Origin of the sequence: Alteromonas marina, assembly GCF_000808575.1 — a bacterium.
Lineage (GTDB): Bacteria > Pseudomonadota > Gammaproteobacteria > Enterobacterales > Alteromonadaceae > Alteromonas > Alteromonas marina_A.
This window is the reverse complement of the sequence record NZ_JWLW01000067.1, coordinates 138,810-157,116: the sequence shown is the minus strand read 5'-3', so window position 1 is coordinate 157,116 and position 18,307 is coordinate 138,810. Positions and strand designations below refer to the sequence as shown.

The 18,307-nt window shown below is 46.1% G+C and carries 17 protein-coding genes; 3 read left to right on the top strand and 14 right to left on the bottom strand.

The features are described from left to right. Positions 1–19 precede the first annotated feature (19 nt). The 12 genes from RJ41_RS18460 to yceD all read right to left on the bottom strand — a co-directional run bounded on the left by RJ41_RS18460 (position 20) and on the right by yceD (position 10,107). Complete coding sequence (locus RJ41_RS18460) at positions 20–907, bottom strand: DNA polymerase III subunit delta' (protein WP_039223994.1); 888 nt, start codon at positions 905–907, stop codon at positions 20–22. Then, a complete protein-coding gene (gene tmk / locus RJ41_RS18455) occupies positions 907–1,581 on the bottom strand; it encodes a dTMP kinase (RefSeq protein WP_039223990.1) in 675 nt (224 codons plus the stop codon). The genes RJ41_RS18460 and tmk overlap by 1 nt, the downstream gene beginning before the upstream one ends. Before the next feature lie 59 nt (positions 1,582–1,640). Further along, on the bottom strand, positions 1,641–2,660 hold the full coding sequence (gene mltG, locus RJ41_RS18450; protein ID WP_014949217.1) for an endolytic transglycosylase MltG: 1,020 nt from the start codon (positions 2,658–2,660) through the stop codon (positions 1,641–1,643). Positions 2,661–2,773: 113 nt separating this feature from the next. Continuing rightward, complete coding sequence (gene pabC, locus RJ41_RS18445; RefSeq protein WP_039223987.1) at positions 2,774–3,625, bottom strand: aminodeoxychorismate lyase; 852 nt, start codon at positions 3,623–3,625, stop codon at positions 2,774–2,776. 233 nt (positions 3,626–3,858) lie between these two features. After that, a complete protein-coding gene (gene fabF / locus RJ41_RS18440; protein WP_014949215.1) occupies positions 3,859–5,097 on the bottom strand; it encodes a beta-ketoacyl-ACP synthase II in 1,239 nt (412 codons plus the stop codon). 80 nt (positions 5,098–5,177) lie between these two features. Continuing rightward, entirely contained in the window at positions 5,178–5,417 is a 240-nt protein-coding gene (acpP, locus tag RJ41_RS18435; protein ID WP_012518211.1) for an acyl carrier protein, read from the bottom strand. 199 nt (positions 5,418–5,616) lie between these two features. Beyond that, positions 5,617–6,357, bottom strand: a complete 741-nt coding sequence (fabG, locus tag RJ41_RS18430) for a 3-oxoacyl-ACP reductase FabG (RefSeq protein ID WP_039223984.1) — start codon at positions 6,355–6,357, stop codon at positions 5,617–5,619. A gap of 9 nt (positions 6,358–6,366) precedes the next feature. Then, positions 6,367–7,296, bottom strand: coding sequence for an ACP S-malonyltransferase (gene fabD, locus RJ41_RS18425; RefSeq protein WP_039223979.1), 930 nt, complete (start codon positions 7,294–7,296; stop codon positions 6,367–6,369). Between the two features lie 100 nt (positions 7,297–7,396). After that, positions 7,397–8,362, bottom strand: coding sequence for a beta-ketoacyl-ACP synthase III (locus tag RJ41_RS18420; protein ID WP_014949212.1), 966 nt, complete (start codon positions 8,360–8,362; stop codon positions 7,397–7,399). Then, a complete protein-coding gene (plsX, locus tag RJ41_RS18415) occupies positions 8,359–9,384 on the bottom strand; it encodes a phosphate acyltransferase PlsX (protein WP_039223974.1) in 1,026 nt (341 codons plus the stop codon). The genes RJ41_RS18420 and plsX overlap by 4 nt, the downstream gene beginning before the upstream one ends. A 15-nt stretch (positions 9,385–9,399) precedes the next feature. Continuing rightward, complete coding sequence (gene rpmF / locus RJ41_RS18410) at positions 9,400–9,570, bottom strand: 50S ribosomal protein L32 (protein ID WP_012518206.1); 171 nt, start codon at positions 9,568–9,570, stop codon at positions 9,400–9,402. A gap of 3 nt (positions 9,571–9,573) precedes the next feature. Next, positions 9,574–10,107, bottom strand: coding sequence for a 23S rRNA accumulation protein YceD (gene yceD, locus RJ41_RS18405; protein WP_039223971.1), 534 nt, complete (start codon positions 10,105–10,107; stop codon positions 9,574–9,576). Between the two features lie 153 nt (positions 10,108–10,260). Here yceD and RJ41_RS18400 point away from each other — a divergent pair, with 153 nt between their 5' ends. Next, complete coding sequence (locus RJ41_RS18400; protein WP_039223967.1) at positions 10,261–10,881, top strand: Maf family protein; 621 nt, start codon at positions 10,261–10,263, stop codon at positions 10,879–10,881. 51 nt (positions 10,882–10,932) lie between these two features. Here the strand turns inward: RJ41_RS18400 and RJ41_RS18395 are convergent, their stop codons facing one another. Further along, on the bottom strand, positions 10,933–11,640 hold the full coding sequence (locus tag RJ41_RS18395; protein ID WP_039223964.1) for an HAD family hydrolase: 708 nt from the start codon (positions 11,638–11,640) through the stop codon (positions 10,933–10,935). 3 nt (positions 11,641–11,643) lie between these two features. Further along, complete coding sequence (rluC, locus tag RJ41_RS18390; protein ID WP_014979112.1) at positions 11,644–12,585, bottom strand: 23S rRNA pseudouridine(955/2504/2580) synthase RluC; 942 nt, start codon at positions 12,583–12,585, stop codon at positions 11,644–11,646. Positions 12,586–13,396: 811 nt separating this feature from the next. Between rluC and rne the strand changes: the two genes are divergently transcribed. Both rne and RJ41_RS18380 read left to right on the top strand, forming a co-directional pair. After that, complete coding sequence (gene rne / locus RJ41_RS18385; protein ID WP_084081971.1) at positions 13,397–16,846, top strand: ribonuclease E; 3,450 nt, start codon at positions 13,397–13,399, stop codon at positions 16,844–16,846. A 106-nt stretch (positions 16,847–16,952) separates the two neighbouring features. Beyond that, complete coding sequence (locus RJ41_RS18380; protein WP_039223959.1) at positions 16,953–18,095, top strand: oxidoreductase family protein; 1,143 nt, start codon at positions 16,953–16,955, stop codon at positions 18,093–18,095. The last annotated feature ends 212 nt before the right edge of the window (positions 18,096–18,307 follow it).

Here is an 18,307-nt window from a genome sequence, read left to right as displayed (position 1 = left end):
ACAAGCCAGCGTTTGCCTATTAACGTTGAAATTGCTTTAGTAACCCAAAAAGTACCATTGATTTGTTAACACCTGCGTGCTGCAGCGTTCTTACCGCATCAACACACGCTTCATAGCGTTTAAAATCAACAGCCTGTTGACGTTTTATGTATTCGTCATGGGCCATCTGTTGACACCACAATGCGATTTGAGGCGCATTGTCCTGCCACTTATTCGCAAGCGTTTGTACTTGCAAATTTGCATCGCCTGCTAAGAGCGCTTGCATACCATCGCTAAAATTGCGATAGCTAAAGTCTTCTTCACCACTGAGGGCCTCTTCTAAGCGAAGAGGGGCATAGCCATAAGCTGCCAGTAACGCTTCGCTTGCATCTTCTACGCCCTTAGCGTTTAAGTAGTTCAAACTGTCTGACACTGACGGGAGTGAGAGTATCTGCCGTTCACATCGACTTAATATGGTCGGCATAATTTTATTAATACTGTCAGTGATAAGCAGCAAGAAGGTATTATTTGTGGGTTCTTCTAAGGTTTTCAACAGTGCATTAGCTGCCGCTTCCGTCATGGTATCGGCACGGGGAATCAACAACACTTTATTGCCCCCCATTTGCGCAGTACCTGATAGCTTGCCAATGCCCTCGCGAATTTTCTCTACACCTAGCTGCTTTTCACTTTCTAAAACATGAAAGTCTGGGTGGTTTCCAGCTTGCCTTAGATGGCAACTTTGACACTGTTCACATGGCCCATTTATGCTTGGCTGCCTACACAATAGCGCATTGCTTAACCCTAACGCGAGTTGGTATTTTCCAATTCCCTTTGGCCCTGTCAGCAATAAACCATGGTGTAGTTTCTTTGCCATATATCGCGACAGTAACGTCGAGAACGTTGTAGCAAACCAAGGCATTACTTGCATTAGCCTTTCCCCTGTTGGCTTTCGTTTCGAGCCATGTTACTGCTTTCGCTACTTGTGTTCGTCACATAGTCATTGATAATCGCAATCACGTCTTGATGAACCTTTTCCATAGGCTGCATTGCACTGACCACGACGATAGATTCATCTTGCTTTGCAAGAGACAAGTATTTTGCACGAGTTCGTTCGAAAAAGGCGAGCCCCGCTTGCTCAATGCGGTCAAGCTCCCCTCGCCCACGGGCGCGCTCTAGTCCAACCGCAGGCTCGACATCCAGATATAGAGTTAAATCTGGCTTAAACCCTTTAAGGGCGATATCGCTGATGGCCGACATTGTTTTTCCACTGACGCCCCGACCACCGCCTTGATAGGCTTGAGATGACAGGTCGTGTCTGTCACCTACCACCCACGCACCAGCATCAAGTGAGGGTAAGATTTTATTGGTAAGTAATTGCACACGCGCCGCATACATAAGAAGTAGTTCAGTCTCCTCACTCACGGTCTCATCCCAGTCGTGTTTTACACATTCTCGAATGGCTTCTGCCATCGGTGTGCCGCCTGGCTCACGAGTTTGCTCAACGCGCTTTCCTGCACCTTTTAATGCTTGAACAATCAGCCCAATCACTGAGCTTTTTCCTGCCCCTTCAAGGCCTTCAACTACAATAAACTTTCCGCGCATTACTTTTTAAACTCTGTTTTTATTTAGCTATAACGTATCGGTTGTCTGCATCAATACGGCTATCGTTTTAACTGGTATTTTCGCACAGCTGCATTGTGTTCAGCCAGTGTCGTAGAAAATTGATGGCTGCCATCGCCCTTCGCCACAAAATAGAGTGCATCCGTTGTCAGTGGGTGCAACGCAGCGTGAATGGCGGCCTTGCCTGCCATCGCGATAGGCGTAGGTGGGAGCCCTTTAATAACATAGGTATTGTAAGGCGTTGCTGTTCGCAAGTGCTTACGGGTAATGTTTCCGTCAAACGTAGGACCGATACCATAAATCACGGTGGGATCAGTTTGAAGACGCATATTTCTGTTTAGCCTATTGACGAAAACGCCTGAAATCATGTCACGTTCCGCCGGCACAGCCGTTTCTTTTTCAATGATACTCGCCAAGATAAGAGCCTCGTAAGGTGTGGCTAACGGCAGTTCGGCATCCCGTAACTCCCATTCACTAGAGACAAAGTCAATTAGCGCGCGGTGTGCTCTTTTCAATACCTCGCTTGCGGTTGTGCCTTTGGTAAAGAAATACGTATCAGCCAAATATACGCCCTCTGTCTGCGAAACGTTTTCGCAACACCAATCTACGCCATTATCCTGAGTGAGCTGGTTTAATTTCCCTTCGTTTAAATCAAACACCAAATCAGTGTTTTGTTTAAGCGCCTCAAGCCACTGTGCAAGGGTTAGCCCTTCGACTAAACTCACTGCGAAGAGATGCTCATCGCCCTCAGTAAACAAGGTAAACACATCTACTAGTGACTGCCCTGGACGCAGCATGTAGGTGCCAGACTTAACAGACGTACTGCCTGCAAAGAATTTGAGCCACACCTTAGCAACAAAGGGCGACACATCGGTCATACCTATTTTACGCAAGTGTTTCACGGTACGATAAGCGTTACTGCCGCTCTCTATCGTAAATAAGGTTTCACTTTTTAATGCTAGTTCATCGGTAACCTTGCTCGAGACATACATTACGCCAGAGGCTGCCCCAACAACGGCAAGCATGAAAAGAGATAATAGAATAACAATTACCCGCTTCATGCTTGAACTTCCCCTTTCTTCATTGCTTTACATTCCATTTTATTTCTTTTTACTACTAATCTGGTGAAGCTCGTAAAACGTTGACGAACCCCGTTGTGAGAAGTGCGTTTTAGTTAATTTTGAAGCGCAGTCTGAAGCCGTGTCTTTAGCGCTACAATCGCATCGCTTCTTACATCAAAATCGACATAAGAGAAATCCGGCATTTGTATTTTCTGTACCGGCATTACGCCCATTAGTGCATTGGTAATTACCACTGCACTCGCTTTTCGCAAATAAGAAAGGTCATATTCCCCCACGTGAAGCGAACAATTGTCGTTTAACAGCGAATCAATAAGACACTGCCTGACTACGCCATTGACACCGCTTCCCTTCAAAGACGGCGTATACCATTGTTCATTGAGGTAGAAAAATACATTGCCAGCACTCGCTTCAATAATGTTATCTTGGGTATCGCAAACAATAGCATCGTGTGCGCCAGCGTCGTCTACTTCGTGCTTAACTAAGACTTGTTCTAGCCTGTTCATATGCTTTATACCCGCAAGCAATGGTTGAATGGCTAACCGCGTTTGAGCGCATATTACCGTTGCCCCTTCATTCGCAAGACTATCGTAATGGACGGGGTACGGGTGCTGGCTAAATCTGACTAATGCTTCACTGTCTTCGCTTCGCGCATACCCCCTTCCGGCTTGACCTCCCGACACGTGAACTTTTAGCACATATTTTGGAGAAGCGTTATCACCTGAACCGCTCTTTATCGTCTTAACCTGTTCAGCAATTGCGGCTTCAAGCGCGCAAATATCAATATTGAGCTTGATGGCTGCCGCATCGTGCTCTAAACGTGAAATATGATAAGGCAATAATTGCACTTTGTGTTCGTCTACCAGCAAAGTGGTAAACACACCGTCGCCATAATTAAACGCCCTGTCACTTGATGAAATAGGCGTAGCGCTAGGAATAATTCTCACTGCCTACTCTTGTTCGCCGTTATTGTGGTTGTTGGAAGTATACCAACTTGCGTTGGTCAGACAACGTCTAGCTGAATTGATTTGGCTGTAGCTGTGCTCAAAGAGACCTTAGTTTTATGATATTTACTGCGAGATTTAACTGTATAAACAACAAAAGGCAGCCGAAGCTGCCTTTTGACTATACGTAAATTACACTTAAACAGCGATGATTACGCTATATTAGTTACGCCGTATTAGATACGCTTGAAAATCAATGAGCCGTTCGTACCGCCAAACCCGAATGAGTTGCACAGTGCGTAGTCTTCATTGAATGCTTTTGCTTTGTGTGCAACAAAGTCTAAGTCGCAGCCTTCACCTGGCTCATCCAAATTAATGGTTGGCGGCGCCATTTTGTCACGCAGTGCCAAAATAGTGAAAATTGCCTCAACTGAACCGGCGGCCCCTAGCAAATGGCCTGTCATTGACTTGGTAGAGCTAACAAGTAGCTTGTGAGCATGGTCATTGAACACGCGTTTTACTGCTGCCACTTCGGCAATATCACCTGCAGGCGTAGACGTACCATGTGCGTTAACATAGCCGATTTCGCTTGCATCCAACTTCGCATCATTTATCGCGTTTTGCATAGACGCTGCCGCACCTTCGCCATCTTCAGGTGGAGAAGTCATGTGGTATGCATCGCCGCTCATGCCAAAACCAACCAGTTCTGCATAAATGGTCGCGCCACGCGCTTTTGCTGCTTCGTATTCTTCTAGCATTACCACGCCAGCGCCCTCACCCATGACAAAACCATCGCGGTCTTTATCCCATGGGCGGCTTGCTGCTTGTGGGTTGTCGTTGCGAGATGACAACGCACGTGCTGCGGCAAAACCAGCCATGCCTAACGGCGTAATAGACGCTTCTGCGCCTCCGGCCAACATGGCATCAGCATCGCCATAAGCAATTGTTCTTGCGGCAATACCAATATTATGAACGCCTGTTGTACAAGCAGTCACAACGTTTAAATTCGGTCCTTTCAACCCTTCCATGATAGACAAAAAGCCTGAGATCATGTTGGTAATAGTTGAAGGTACAAAAAATGGCGATACGCGCTTAGGACCGCTATTTGTCAGTTTTAAATGGTTTTGTTCAATTTGTTCTAAACCACCAATACCTGAACCAATAGCTACACCTACACGATGCGCATTATCTTGTGAAATAGTTAAACCAGAATCGACCAAGGCTTGCTTGCCTGCTGCAATACCCAGCTGGATAAAGCGGTCCATTTTCTTGGTTTCTTTCTTTTCAATGTATTCCTGCGGATCAAAATCATTAATTTGACCTGCGAAACGGGTTGAATAGTTACTACAATCGAAATGGGTGATTTCACCGATGCCGCTTTCGCCCGCGAGCAATTTGCGCCATGTGTCTTCGCTATTAAGACCTAATGGTGAAAGCATTCCAAGACCAGTAACCACTACGCGACGTTTTGTCACAAAAAGCCCTCGCTTTGGAACTAAGGTAGGAGATACAAAAACGGCTCTGTTAGAAGAGCCGTTTTGTCGCTACTTAAGACTTAAGCGTCTTTGTTAGCGTTGATGTAATCAATTGCTGATTGAACAGTAGTAATTTTTTCTGCTTCTTCGTCAGGAATTTCAGTATCGAATTCTTCTTCCAAAGCCATTACTAGCTCAACAGTGTCAAGTGAATCAGCGCCTAAATCGTCAACGAATGAAGCTTCTGCTTTTACTTCTTCTTCTTTCACGCCAAGTTGTTCAACGATGATTTTCTTAACGCGTTCTTCAATGTTACTCATAATTCTAGGTTTCCCTTAAACGTCACTAGATAATAAAAGTGCCGCTAGTTTATTTTGCAAGGTGCATCCTTGCAAGCACCAGTTTAAACAAATTTTCTGGTCAAACCAGCGACATTCGAAATTCGTAAAATACTATTTTTACATCCAAGTTCGGGTAAATACCACCCCAAACTAAGGAAAATTCGCAATTTTTGCGAATTTACCCCATATACATTCCACCATTTACATGGATAGTTTCGCCTGTAATATAGGCTGCACCATCGCTTACTAAAAAGGCAACAGTGGCTGCAATTTCATCAGGCTCGCCTAATCGGTTAGCCGGAATATCTTTGAAAATGGCTTCTTTTTGGTCATCGGTCAGCGCTTTTGTCATATCGGTATCGATAAAACCAGGCGCTACAACGTTGATGGTGATACCACGAGAAGCCACTTCACGCGCCATAGATTTAGAAAAACCAATGACCCCTGCTTTCGCTGCAGCATAGTTTGCCTGTCCGGCGTTACCTGCACTGCCCACCACTGAACCAATATTCACGATGCGACCAAAACGCTTCTTCATCATACCGCGAAGTACCGCTTTTGACAGTGTGAAAATTGAGGTTAAGTTGGTGTCGATAATGTCCTGCCACTCGTCATCTTTCATGCGCATTAGCAGATTATCACGTGTGATACCGGCATTATTGACCAAGATATCGATACCACCATGTGCTTCATTAATCGCTTTAATCGTGGAATCTACGCTTTCTTTGTCGGTGACATTTAGTGCAAAGCCTTTGCCGCCGAATTCAGAAAGATAATCGCTGATCGCTTGCGCACCATTTTCACTGGTTGCGGTTCCGATAACCGTAGCACCTTGCTGAGCAAGCTGCGTGGCAATCGCTTTGCCTATACCTCGGCTTGCGCCGGTAACAAGCGCAATTTTACCGTCTAATTGACTCATTGCGTTTCCTTATTGTTTTAATGCTTCAACACCATCAGGTGTATTAACTGCAAGAGATTCTAGGCTCTTGTCGATACGTTTGTTCAATCCAGTAAGTACTTTACCAGGACCTACTTCAATAACGCGCTCAACGCCCGCTGCCGCCAAATATTCAACAGTACGTGTCCATTGAACGGGGCAATATAGTTGTCTCACTAATGCGTTCTTGATTGCATCACCTTGGGTTTCTATAGTGACATCAACATTGTTCACAATATTGATTGCAGGCTCATTAACGTTCAATGACGATAACGCGTCTTCTAACTTGTCTGCTGCAGGACGCATTAACTCACAGTGTGAAGGAACGCTTACCGCAAGAGGAAGTGCGCGCTTTGCGCCCGCTTCTTTACACGCATTAGCAGCTTGCTCTGCTGCGTTCTTTTCCCCTGCAATAACCACTTGGCCTGGAGAGTTAAAGTTAACTGGTGCAACTACATCGCCTGTAGCAATAGCAGTTTGCTGACAAATATCAGCAATGGCGGCATCGTCTAATCCGATAATGGCATACATGGCACCCGCGCCTGCTGGTACAGCTTCTTGCATATATTTACCACGGGCTTCTACGAGCTTGATAGCATCAGCAAAATCCATGGCGCCGCCACATACTAATGCTGAGTACTCACCAAGGCTGTGACCCGCTAGGTAATCTACGTCTATGCCCTGCTCGCGAATAACACGCCAAATTGCTACGCTAGCAGCAAGCAACGCTGGCTGAGTGATATGCGTTTCGTTAAGTTTACCGTCTGCATCGTTTTGGACTAAATCCCACAGGTCGTAGCCGAGCGCGTCAGAGGCTTCTTTAAACGTTGCTTCGATAATAGGATAAGTCTCAGCAAGTTCCTTTAGCATACCTACGCTTTGAGAACCTTGTCCTGGAAATACACAGGCTGTCTTTGTCATGTCGATTCCTTATTATTTTTAATTTACTAGAAACGAGAAAACGTCGGAGTTGGAGTGCCCCTTAACGAGGCAAATATCACCAAGGCAAATATCTGCAAGGCTAATAGCGTACAAGCGCCGATGCCCAAGCAAATCCGCCTCCGAATGCTTCTAGTAATAAGTGCTGTCCGCGTTGAATGCGCCCGTCTCTGATAGCTGTATCAAGCGCTGTAGGCACAGTAGCAGCAGAGGTATTACCATACTGCTCTAACGTAAGCACTACTTGATCAAGAGACATATTCAGCTTTTTAGCTGTCGCTTTAATAATTCTAAAGTTTGCTTGGTGAGGTACTAACCAGTCAAGATCAGATTTTTGCATACCGTTGGCAGCAAGGGTTTGTTCAACCACTTCTGAAAGCTTGGTTACCGCAACCTTAAAGACTTCATTACCACGCATCACACCCCAGTTCTCGTGAACCGACTGCTCGTCTCCACGGGTTGGATTACCCACGTACAGCAAATCACCGTGAGAGCCTGATGCGTTTATATGTGTGGAAAGAATCCCAGGTTCATCACTCGCTTCAATAATCGTTGCGCCTGCCGCATCGCCAAACAAGATAACCATGGTTCTGTCTTCAGGGTTTATCAAGCGGCTCAAACAGTCGGTACCGACTACAAGAATACGCTTCGCCATGCCAGACTTAATGTATTGATCGGCAACACTTAATGCGTAGCAGTAACCTGCACATGCAGCAGCTACGTCAAAGGCAGGGATACCGTCAATATCAAGAATGCGTTGAATTTCACATGCTGTGCTTGGAAGCGCATAGCGACCACTCGTGGTGGCACACACAATCATGTCGATAGATTTCGGGTCAATGCCAGCCATCTCAATGGCTTTCTTACTGGCTTCTGCCCCCATGGTAGCAGCGGTTTCATCTGCTCCAATAATACGTCGCTCTTTTATCCCGGTACGGTCAGTGATCCATTCGTCACTGGTGTCCACCATTTGCTCTAAATCTGCGTTTGTACGCACGTCGCTGGGATAATAGCTACCTGTTCCTATAAAGCGTGAATATTTGCTCAAAGCTGCTCCAACAATACCGTTTCTATCTTTGTCTTTATCTTTTCAGGTAAATGCATCTTTGCTTCTTTCATTGCTTGCACGATGGCGTAATAAAAGGCGTCTTTTTGTGCATTTCCGTGACTCTTGATAACAATGCCGCGCAATCCTATCAGACTCGCACCGTTATACTGGTCGGGGTTCACGCTGTTATAGATAGATTTCAGTAATGGGAAGGCAATTTTTGCCAACAATCGGGTATAAAAGTTCTTCTGTGACTGGCGTTTTACTTCGTTTATCACTAACTTAGCCAGCCCTTCGCTCGATTTAAGCGCTACGTTTCCGGTAAAACCGTCTGTTACCACTACATCGGCATGATCGGTGAAAATGTCGTCACCTTCCACATAACCAATATAGTTTATGCCTGGCGCATCTTTAAAAAGCTGATCGGCAGATTTTACCTGCGCGTTACCTTTAATATCTTCTTCGCCCACGTTCAACAAGGCAACTCTTGGCGATTCAATCCCCGCCACCTCTTGTGCAAGCACTGACCCCATAACACCGTACTGGAAAAGTATTTCAGGCGTACAGTTCACGTTTGCGCCTAAATCCAAAAGAAATACGTTATGGTGCCCTGTCGTAGGCATCATATTAATAAGTGCGGGCCTATCAATGCCCGACAAGGTTTTAAGCAAATAGAACGATAAGGTAAGCAGTGCACCGGTATTACCTGCGCTTACGCATGCGTCAGCCTCGCCACTTTCGACAAGCTCAATAACGCGACGCATGGAAGAATCTTTTTTGTTTCGTAGCGCTGACGTAGGCGCTTCGCCCATCTCAACTACTTGTGAGCAATGCACAATAGTAACGCGGTTGCGCTCAGAATCAGTAAGGGGCTGTGTACCGGCTTTGATGGTATCTTCATCACCGCATAGCGTGAAGTGCACGTCTGGGTGAAGTTGAATAGCCTTTACGGCTGCAGGAAGGATAACAGGGGGACCATGATCGCCCCCCATGATATCTAACGCGATGGTTAGTTTAGACAAAATGTAGTCGCCGTATTACGCGCCGATTACTTTCTTGCCTTTGTAATAACCGTCAGCGGTCACGTGGTGACGACGGTGAGTTTCGCCCGACGTTGAATCGACAGACAAAGTCGCGCCTGTCAATGCATCGTGTGAGCGACGCATACCGCGCTTAGAACGCGTTTTACGATTTTGTTGTACTGCCATAACTTACTCCTGGTCTCGCTTAAGTTCTTTCAAAACCGCGAAAGGGTTTTGTCGCTCTTGTTCCGGTTCAATCTTTCCAAACGACATATCGTCTTGCTTCACTGTACACTCCGACTCTGCATGAAGGGGCACAATTGGCAAAGATAACAGTAGTTCGTCTTCAAAAATTTGAAGCAGATTAACTTCTCCGTGGTCGTTGACCTCTACCGGTTCGTAAGCCTCGGGAATGATGTCATCGCTTTCCTGCTCTTCTCCCTGCACTGGAGTAAAACAGAATTCCGCTTCCACGGGATATTCGAGTTCACCATTACACCTTTGACAGATAAGTGTTACCTGCGTGGCTAAATGGCCGTGAAAGACAGTAAGACCCTGCGCGTCTTTTTCGAACTGTACTTCTGCGTCCACATAGTCATTGCATCGGACAACTGCTTCACTCAATCGTTCCATATCTTTAGACGCAATCACGCCCCGGTAATCGGAACGTTTCATGGCACTTTTAGTCGGTTCAACCGAATGAGGGAGTTTCACTTTCTGCATAGGGCGCGCATGATATAGGGTCAACCCCTTCCTGTCAAAGCAAAATTGCGTTTTAACCTACAATAAAACGCTGTATGTGGTACGCAGTGATAATGTAACATTGTACTACTAACTGAAAGTACGCAACATATTGATTTTATAAAAGGAGTAATTGTGGCCTCCCTTGTTCTTGCCTCATCATCGCAATACCGAAAAATGTTGCTCGCCAACATTGGTATTCAGGTAGACACCCACGCACCAGATATTGACGAAACGCCCTTTGCGAACGAAAGCCCTACGGCATTGAGTTTACGTTTGGCCGAACAAAAGGCGCACAAGGTTGCCGCTGAATTAGAAAAGGTAAATAACGACACCATTATTATAGGTAGTGATCAAGTAGCTTTGGTCCAAACCGATGCGGGCCCGCAGCTACTTGGCAAGCCTGGCACGTTTGAAAATGCAGTAAACCAGCTAATGGCATGCCAAGGTAAGCAAGTGTCATTTTATACTGCACTTTGCCTTCACCAACCTAGCGCCAATAAAACGATAACACAGGTAGATGAAACACGAGTATTCTTTCGCCATAACAGTGAAACTGCCATTCGCGCCTATGTAGACAAAGAGCAGCCACTTGATTGTGCTGGCAGTTTCAAAAGCGAAGGCATGGGAATATTACTGTTTGATAAAATAGAGAGCCGTGACCCTAACAGTTTAATCGGCCTTCCTATAATGCTGTTAAATGAACTACTGGGCGCGCACTTCAATGTCGATTTATTAGCAATGGCTGCACAGTAAGCCACTAATTCTGTCAGAGCAGTTGTATCAAAGCAGTGCTACAAACCAGCGCTATTTGAATAGCGCTGTTTCTAGTTCACTTATAGAGTGTACAAGTGCTACAGGTAACAACGCTTCTAAATGAACCTGCGCATGTACACCGTATGACACACCTATCCTATCCATACCAATCGTTTTCGCCATTTGCATGTCGTAGGTTGTGTCACCAATCATAACGGCGTCTTCTATTTTTACACTAAGTTCATCAAGTAACTGTAGCAGCATGTCGGGCGAAGGCTTAGATTCTGCCTCATCGGCGGTACGTGACGCACTAAAGAAAGGACCCGTCCCTGTTTGTGCCCACGCTCGATCAAGACCGCGGCGCGCTTTACCTGTCGCAACGGCCAATGTGCATCCCGCTTCTTTCAAATTGCTAAGTAACTGTTCAACGCCATCAAACAAAGGACACGGCGTTGTATCGCGAGTGACAAATGCCTCTTTATAGGCGGCGACTAAACGCTCGGCTAACTCATCGTCTTTGATATTAAAAAGCTGTTTAATGGCAGGCTTTAAACTTATACCAATAATGTGACCTACTTCGTCGTAGGTAGGAACAGGCATATCACACTGCTTTGCAGCAAGCTGCATGCAGCTAACAATTTTTGCCGCCGAATCCATGAGCGTGCCATCCCAATCGAAGATAACAAGTTTGTACTTAGGCAGTGTTTTATCTAACGAAATGAAAGGCTGTGCTTCCACAGCCTGTTTTTTTGAATGCATAACTTACAGCGCTTTAAGTGTATTTGAGAGAGTGTCGTCTAATGGCGCGGTAAAAGTGACGCGCTCTTCAGTCGCTGGGTGCAGCAGTGAAATACTGCGCGCGTGAAGGAACAGTCTGTTCAGTCCTTTTTGGCGCATTGCCGCGTCGAAATCCGCATCACCGTATTTTGGGTCACAAGCAATAGGATGACCCGCATGCAAACAGTGAACGCGAATTTGGTGGGTTCTACCTGTAATAGGCGACGCTTCAACCAAGGTTGCACCTGCGTATTCCTCTAATATGCGATAGCGAGTTTCTGACGGTTTCCCATCGTCGCTTACACTTACCATGCGCTCACCCGATTGCAGCACATTTTTACGAAGCGGTGCTTTAACTTTAAATCGAGTTTTAGGCCACTCACCTGCAACTAGCGCATTATATCGCTTGTCCATTTTACCTGTGCGAAGTTGTTCGTGCATGTGGCGAAGGGCAGAACGCTTCTTGGCTATCAAAATACAGCCTGACGTGTCACGGTCTAATCGATGTACCAATTCCATAAATTTGGCATCGGGACGCAAGGCTCTTAAGCCTTCGATTAATCCAAAGCTTAAGCCGCTTCCACCGTGAACTGCCATTCCAGATGGTTTGTTTATAACAAGTATACGGTCGTCCTCGAAAAGGATATGCGACTCTAATGATGCAATTTTATCGAGCTTGGGCGATGGCGCAGGCGCACCTTCCGACACGCGAACCGGTGGAATTCTGATTAAATCGTCAGCTTGTAACTTGTATTCAGGCTTAACACGACCTTTATTCACTCGCACTTCACCTTTACGTAAAATGCGGTAAATCATGCTTTTCGGCACGCCTTTTAATTGGGTGCGTAAAAAATTATCGATACGTTGACCAGCCAAGTCGGCTTCAACCGTTACAAATCGTACTTTTTGGGGAGCTTCTTCTTTCATGCTCCGAGTATACCCCATTGCTATTTCTCTGGGCTAACTGAAAGTGAGAAATAATTGAAAAAAGCCCCTATCGATGCAATTTTAAACAAGGGCAGTTTATCTTTAACCCTCTAGTCTTCGTTACCAGCCTACATATTGAGATATACACAATTTATTCACTTGCTTTCCTTGCTAAAAAAGCGTTTTTGGTGCGATAATTAACGACGTTTTTTGGACGGTACAATTCACACATGAGTTTTTGATGTCAGGTGGTAAGTAAAGCCCCTTTCAAAAACGTGAAACCAAGCGTTATAAAAACAACAATCAAGAAAGAGACAGCAATCTATAAAGAATGACGATGCTGCTCAAACTTGTAAAACGAAAAAGTATGGCGTTCGCGTTGGTAGCATCCGCAATGAAAAAATATTTTTCAGGCCAACCAAGCTAGAGAGGCAACGACTACACTGCCGTGATAAAGCAACCGCCATTGCTTGCGAACATAAAATAAGTTTGCCGTTAACTAACAGAATTAAATGACACGCAAGCAATTAAATTGCTTGTAAAAAAGAATACAGTAATAAGGGCTAGTCGCTCCCGACATCCTTAAAGCAGTGTGGCCATTATAATTTGCTTGAGAATTTGTCTGAAAATAAGACACAAGCGAATTCAATTGAATTTGAGCGCTAAAAACGGCGCTAATGTGGTCACCCACCAGGGATAATGCGACGAAACAACAAGGTCCCCGTCCAGCCGGGAGGTTGCGCGGTGAGGGTTTGCACATGTCACTTTAATTTTGTGTCTTAACGGCTGTACGAAAACAGAGTTAGATACAATGAAAAGAATGTTAATTAATGCAACTCAGCAAGAAGAGTTGCGCGTTGCCCTCGTTGATGGGCAACGGTTGTATGATTTAGATATTGAAAGCCCAGGGCACGAGCAGAAAAAAGCGAACATCTACAAAGGTAAAATTACCCGTGTTGAACCTAGTTTAGAAGCTGCTTTTGTTGACTACGGCGCAGAGCGTCACGGTTTCCTACCCCTTAAAGAAATTGCCCGCACTTACTTCCCTAAAGGTTACAAATTCGAAGGCCGCCCAAACATCAAAGATGTGATTAAAGAAGGCCAAGAAGTTATTGTTCAAATTGATAAAGAAGAACGCGGTCAAAAAGGCGCTGCGTTAACCACATTCCTTTCACTTGCGGGTAGCTATTTGGTACTTATGCCAAACAACCCTCGCGCTGGCGGCATCTCTCGCCGTATTGAAGGCGATGAGCGCACAGAACTTAAAGAGTCACTAAGTAAATTAGACCTTCCTGACGGTATGGGTTTGATTGTTCGTACTGCCGGTGTGGGCAAATCTTACGAAGAGCTAGAGTGGGATTTAAAAGTCTTGCTTAAACACTGGGAAGCGATTTCTGAGGTAGCAGAGGAACGAGAAGCACCGTTCTTAATTCATCAGGAAAGTAACGTTATTGTGCGCGCTATTCGTGACTATCTGCGTCGCGATATTGGCGAAATACTTATCGATAAAACCAGTATTTACGAGCAAGCGTTGCAGCATATTCAACTAGTGCGCCCTGACTTTGCCAACCGCGTAAAACTCTATCGTGGTGAAGTACCATTATTTAGCCACTACCAAATCGAAAGCCAAATCGAGTCTGCTTTCCAGCGCGAAGTTCGCTTACCATCAGGTGGCTCAATTGTTATTGACCCAACAGAAGCACTAACCTCTATTGATATCAACTCTGCTCGCGCAACTAAGGGCGGTGATATTGAAGAGACAGCGCTTAACACAAACCTAGAAGCGGCAGACGAGATTGCCCGTCAACTGCGTCTTCGTGACCTAGGTGGATTGGTTGTAATCGACTTCATTGATATGACGCCAGTACGTCACCAACGTGAAGTTGAAAACCGCATGAAAGACGCGGTGAGAAGCGACAGAGCACGAGTACAATTGGGTCGTATTTCTCGCTTTGGCCTTTTGGAAATGTCTCGCCAGCGTTTACGCCCTTCACTGGGTGAATCTGCACACCATGTGTGCCCTCGCTGTTCTGGTCACGGTACCATTCGTGGCACTGAGTCTTTGGCACTGTCTATTCTTCGTATTTTGGAAGAAGAGAGCATTAAAGAAAACACAGGGCAAATTGAAGCACAGTTGCCTGTTCCAGTTGCGACCTATCTACTTAACGAAAAGCGTAAGTCAATTCAGCTTCTCGAAAAGCGTCACGGCGTAGATTTACTGCTTATTCCTAATGCAAACCTAGATACACCGCACTACCAGGTATTACGCAGACGTCCAGATGACGTTATATCTGAAGCGAGTTACGACGTAGAGTTAATGCCTGCGGTAGAAGCTGAGACGGAAACAACGACTTCTGCACCGGTTAAGCGCGAAGAGCCAGCACTGAAAGGCCTTGTTGCACCAACGGCTGCACCTGTAGTTGCGCCAAAAGAAGAAACAGCAAAGAAAGCCGACGATGTACCTTCACTATTTGCCCGATTTGGCAAATGGATTAGTGATTTATTCGGAAGCGAAAGCGAAGAAGAAACCAATAAAGACAAGAAGCCACAGTCTGGTAATAAAAATAGAAACAACCGCAGCCGCAATAATGACGACCGTCGCCGCAAGCCGCGCAACAAGAACAATCGTCGTGGCAATCAGTCTCAAGGTAAAGACCAGAACCGCGATGGTGAGCAGCAGGATAATCGCAAACCGCGCGGCGAGCAGCAGCGAGACCAGCGTCAAGATCAAGATGATAAGCGCAATAACAAAGGTCGTAAGCCTCGTAAGGCACAGCAACCACGCGATGAGCAACAAAAGCCTAAGCACGAAAAGCAAGATGGCGAGCAGCAAGAAAACCAAGCGCAGAAGAAGCGTGAAGTTGCTGAACGTAGAAAACGTCGTGATAAACGCCGCAGCGTTCGTGTGAAGAAAGATGACAACGCGGTGAATACTGCCGAACAAAGCGAAGCGCAGGCCACACCAGTAGCCAAAGAAGCGCCAATGCAGCACAAAGCTAAAGCTGACACCAAGCCTAAAGCGCCGAAAGCAGAGTCACCGGTTGAAAACACTGCTGAACAGAAGAAGGATGAGCAAAAGCCAGCAGTCAAAGCCGCGCAAAAGCCAGCGGATAAACATGCTGAAGCGAAGCCAGTATCGGATGCTGTTAAGGGTGAAGGTGACTCATCAGCGATAACTAGTGATGCCGTTGATGGCACTGATGCGAATACCGACGCTAACAGTGAAGAGCATGGTCAAAAACGTGAAGGCCGTGGCCGTTCACGCCGCTCTCCACGTCACGTTCGCGCAGCAGGTCAACGTCGTAAGAAAGAGTCGCAGCAAGTGGACGATTCAGACACGCAAGCTAAACAGCCTGGTGAGTTGTCACCGCAGCAGCCAGAAGCAGAATTTGAAGCGACAGCTAAGACAGATGCACCTGTTGTTGAAGAAACACAAGCGCAAGAGCCTGGACGACTAGCGCCGGCCGACGAGCAACCTGTTTCTAAACAAGATACAGCTAAGCTTGATGTTGAAGCTGTTCAAGACGAACTTCAGTTTGATGCAGAGCCTTCAGCGGGTACAGAGCCTTCAGCTGGCAAAGAGCCTTCAGCTGACGATAAAGCTTCAGCTGACGATAAAGCTTCAGCTGACGATAAAGCTTCAGCGGACGAAAAGCCTTCTGCGGAAGAAGTAACTTCAGCAGAACCTGTTGATTCAACTGAAAAGGTAACATCAGCTGGCGACAACGTGACGACTGAAGCCGAAACTGCTAAGGCGACCGAAACTTCTGAGCAAGAAAGCAACGCTGAAGAAAAGGCACAGACTGAACCTTCAGTTGAAGGTAAAACAACGCAAGCTGATACTGCGCAAGAAGCCACGGCGCCAGAAGCTAAAGACGAAGCAACAGCATCGCCAGAGCAAGTTGAAATAAACTTGGCTGACGCACCTGTAGTTGCAGAACCAGAAGCACAGGTACAAGAGGCGAAAGCAGATACGCCAGCGACTAAAGAAGAGGCTGAAACAACAGCAGCGCCTTCTTCGAGCCTAGCAGCGAGTGGCAAAGGAAAGCGTGGCGCATCGCACCCTATGGCATTGCCTGCAGCAGTAAACGACGCATTTGTTGATGTAGCGCTTACCGCTAAAGCTGACGACACACGACCTGCACTCGCAGTATCGGGTAAAACTGCAGCGATGTCGCACGCAACGTCACGTGCATCAGCAGTAACAACGCTTCCTCAGTCGGTAGATGACGTTGCCGAAGTAGCAGCAGTGGCTGAATAATTTTCAGTCGCTAGTGCGCTACTAGCTAATTGATGTAAAAGCCGCTTTCGAGCGGCTTTTTTGTTTGTTAGTGTACGTTTAACATCGAGTCCGAGTTGAGATTAAAATGTCAGATACGGTAAACCAGCAGTATATAGATTGGTTAAGCCAAGTATGTAACGCGCAAGTATTAGACACACAAATGATTCAACCTCTTTGGAGTGGCTACGGAGCGTGCTTTCGTGCCACTTTGGGCTATCCTAATAATACTTTTTCAAAGAACCAGGACGAGAGAAGCCCTTTCCAAGAAAGCCAGTATCACCAAGCTCAACTAAACCCACTTGGCGCGCAACAAGGTGGAGACGAAGCAGCGCTAAAAGTAGTCGTGAAATGCGCCACTCCGCCACACAGACTCTCACACCCTAAAGGCTGGAATGGTGAAGCTAGCCACAACCGTAAGTGCCAATCTTTTAAGGTAGAGAACTGTTTTTATAGCGACGTTAAAGTCCAAACTGATGCGTCGTGCCGTACAGCAAAATACTTAGGGCACAGCCAACAGGGCGAAGCCTCCCTTCTTGTTATGGAAGACTTAGCACACAGTGGCTATTCTCGCACGGCCTCTTCACTTACCGCTGAGCAATGCATCACTGTTCTAAAATGGCTTGCCAATTTTCATGCACGCTTTGTCAATGTAAGAGATGAAATTAATAGCCGAAATATACAGTTATGGCCAGAGGGCACGTATTGGCACTTGGCAACCCGTGAAGACGAGTTCCATGCCATGCCGGATGGATCATTAAAGCAACATGCTGTCGCTATAGCTAACACGTTAAGCAACGCTAACTATCACACTTTGGTGCACGGCGATGCTAAAGTGGCTAACTTTTGTTTTACCGACGATTTTTCTGACTGTGCAGCTGTCGACTTTCAGTACGTGGGTTATGGCACAGGCATCAAGGACGTGGCGTATTTTTTGGGCAGTGCCCTATCAACCCAAACCCACATGAAACATCGTGATGCATTGCTCGATAACTACTTTCAAGCGCTCGAGGATGCGTTACACACTCGATTGGCTAACAATGATAGTTCGGCTTGTTTTAAGCGTGCTGATATTGCGCTTATCATTGCTGAATGGAAGTACCTGTACCCCTTCGCCTGCGCTGACTTTTATCGGTTCTTAGCGGGTTGGAGCCCCGAACACTGGAAAATAGATGAAGAGCTCCAATATCAAACAGATATTGCCTTGTCCGTGCTAGCGCGTAACGGCTAAACGTTCACGTTTTCATTTTACGCCTAATCAAGCTCGTACTTTTATAAATACACTCTTTTTTCGCGGTCTTTTTTCCGTGCATCGCCCTTTTCAACCTTCTGTTTGTCATGTACTAAACGACTAGCAGCTTATTGTTTAACTCCCTAGCGCTTGCCGTTTTTAATTAGTACGAAACTGCACCATTACACAAAACTTAGCGTATACACCGATAA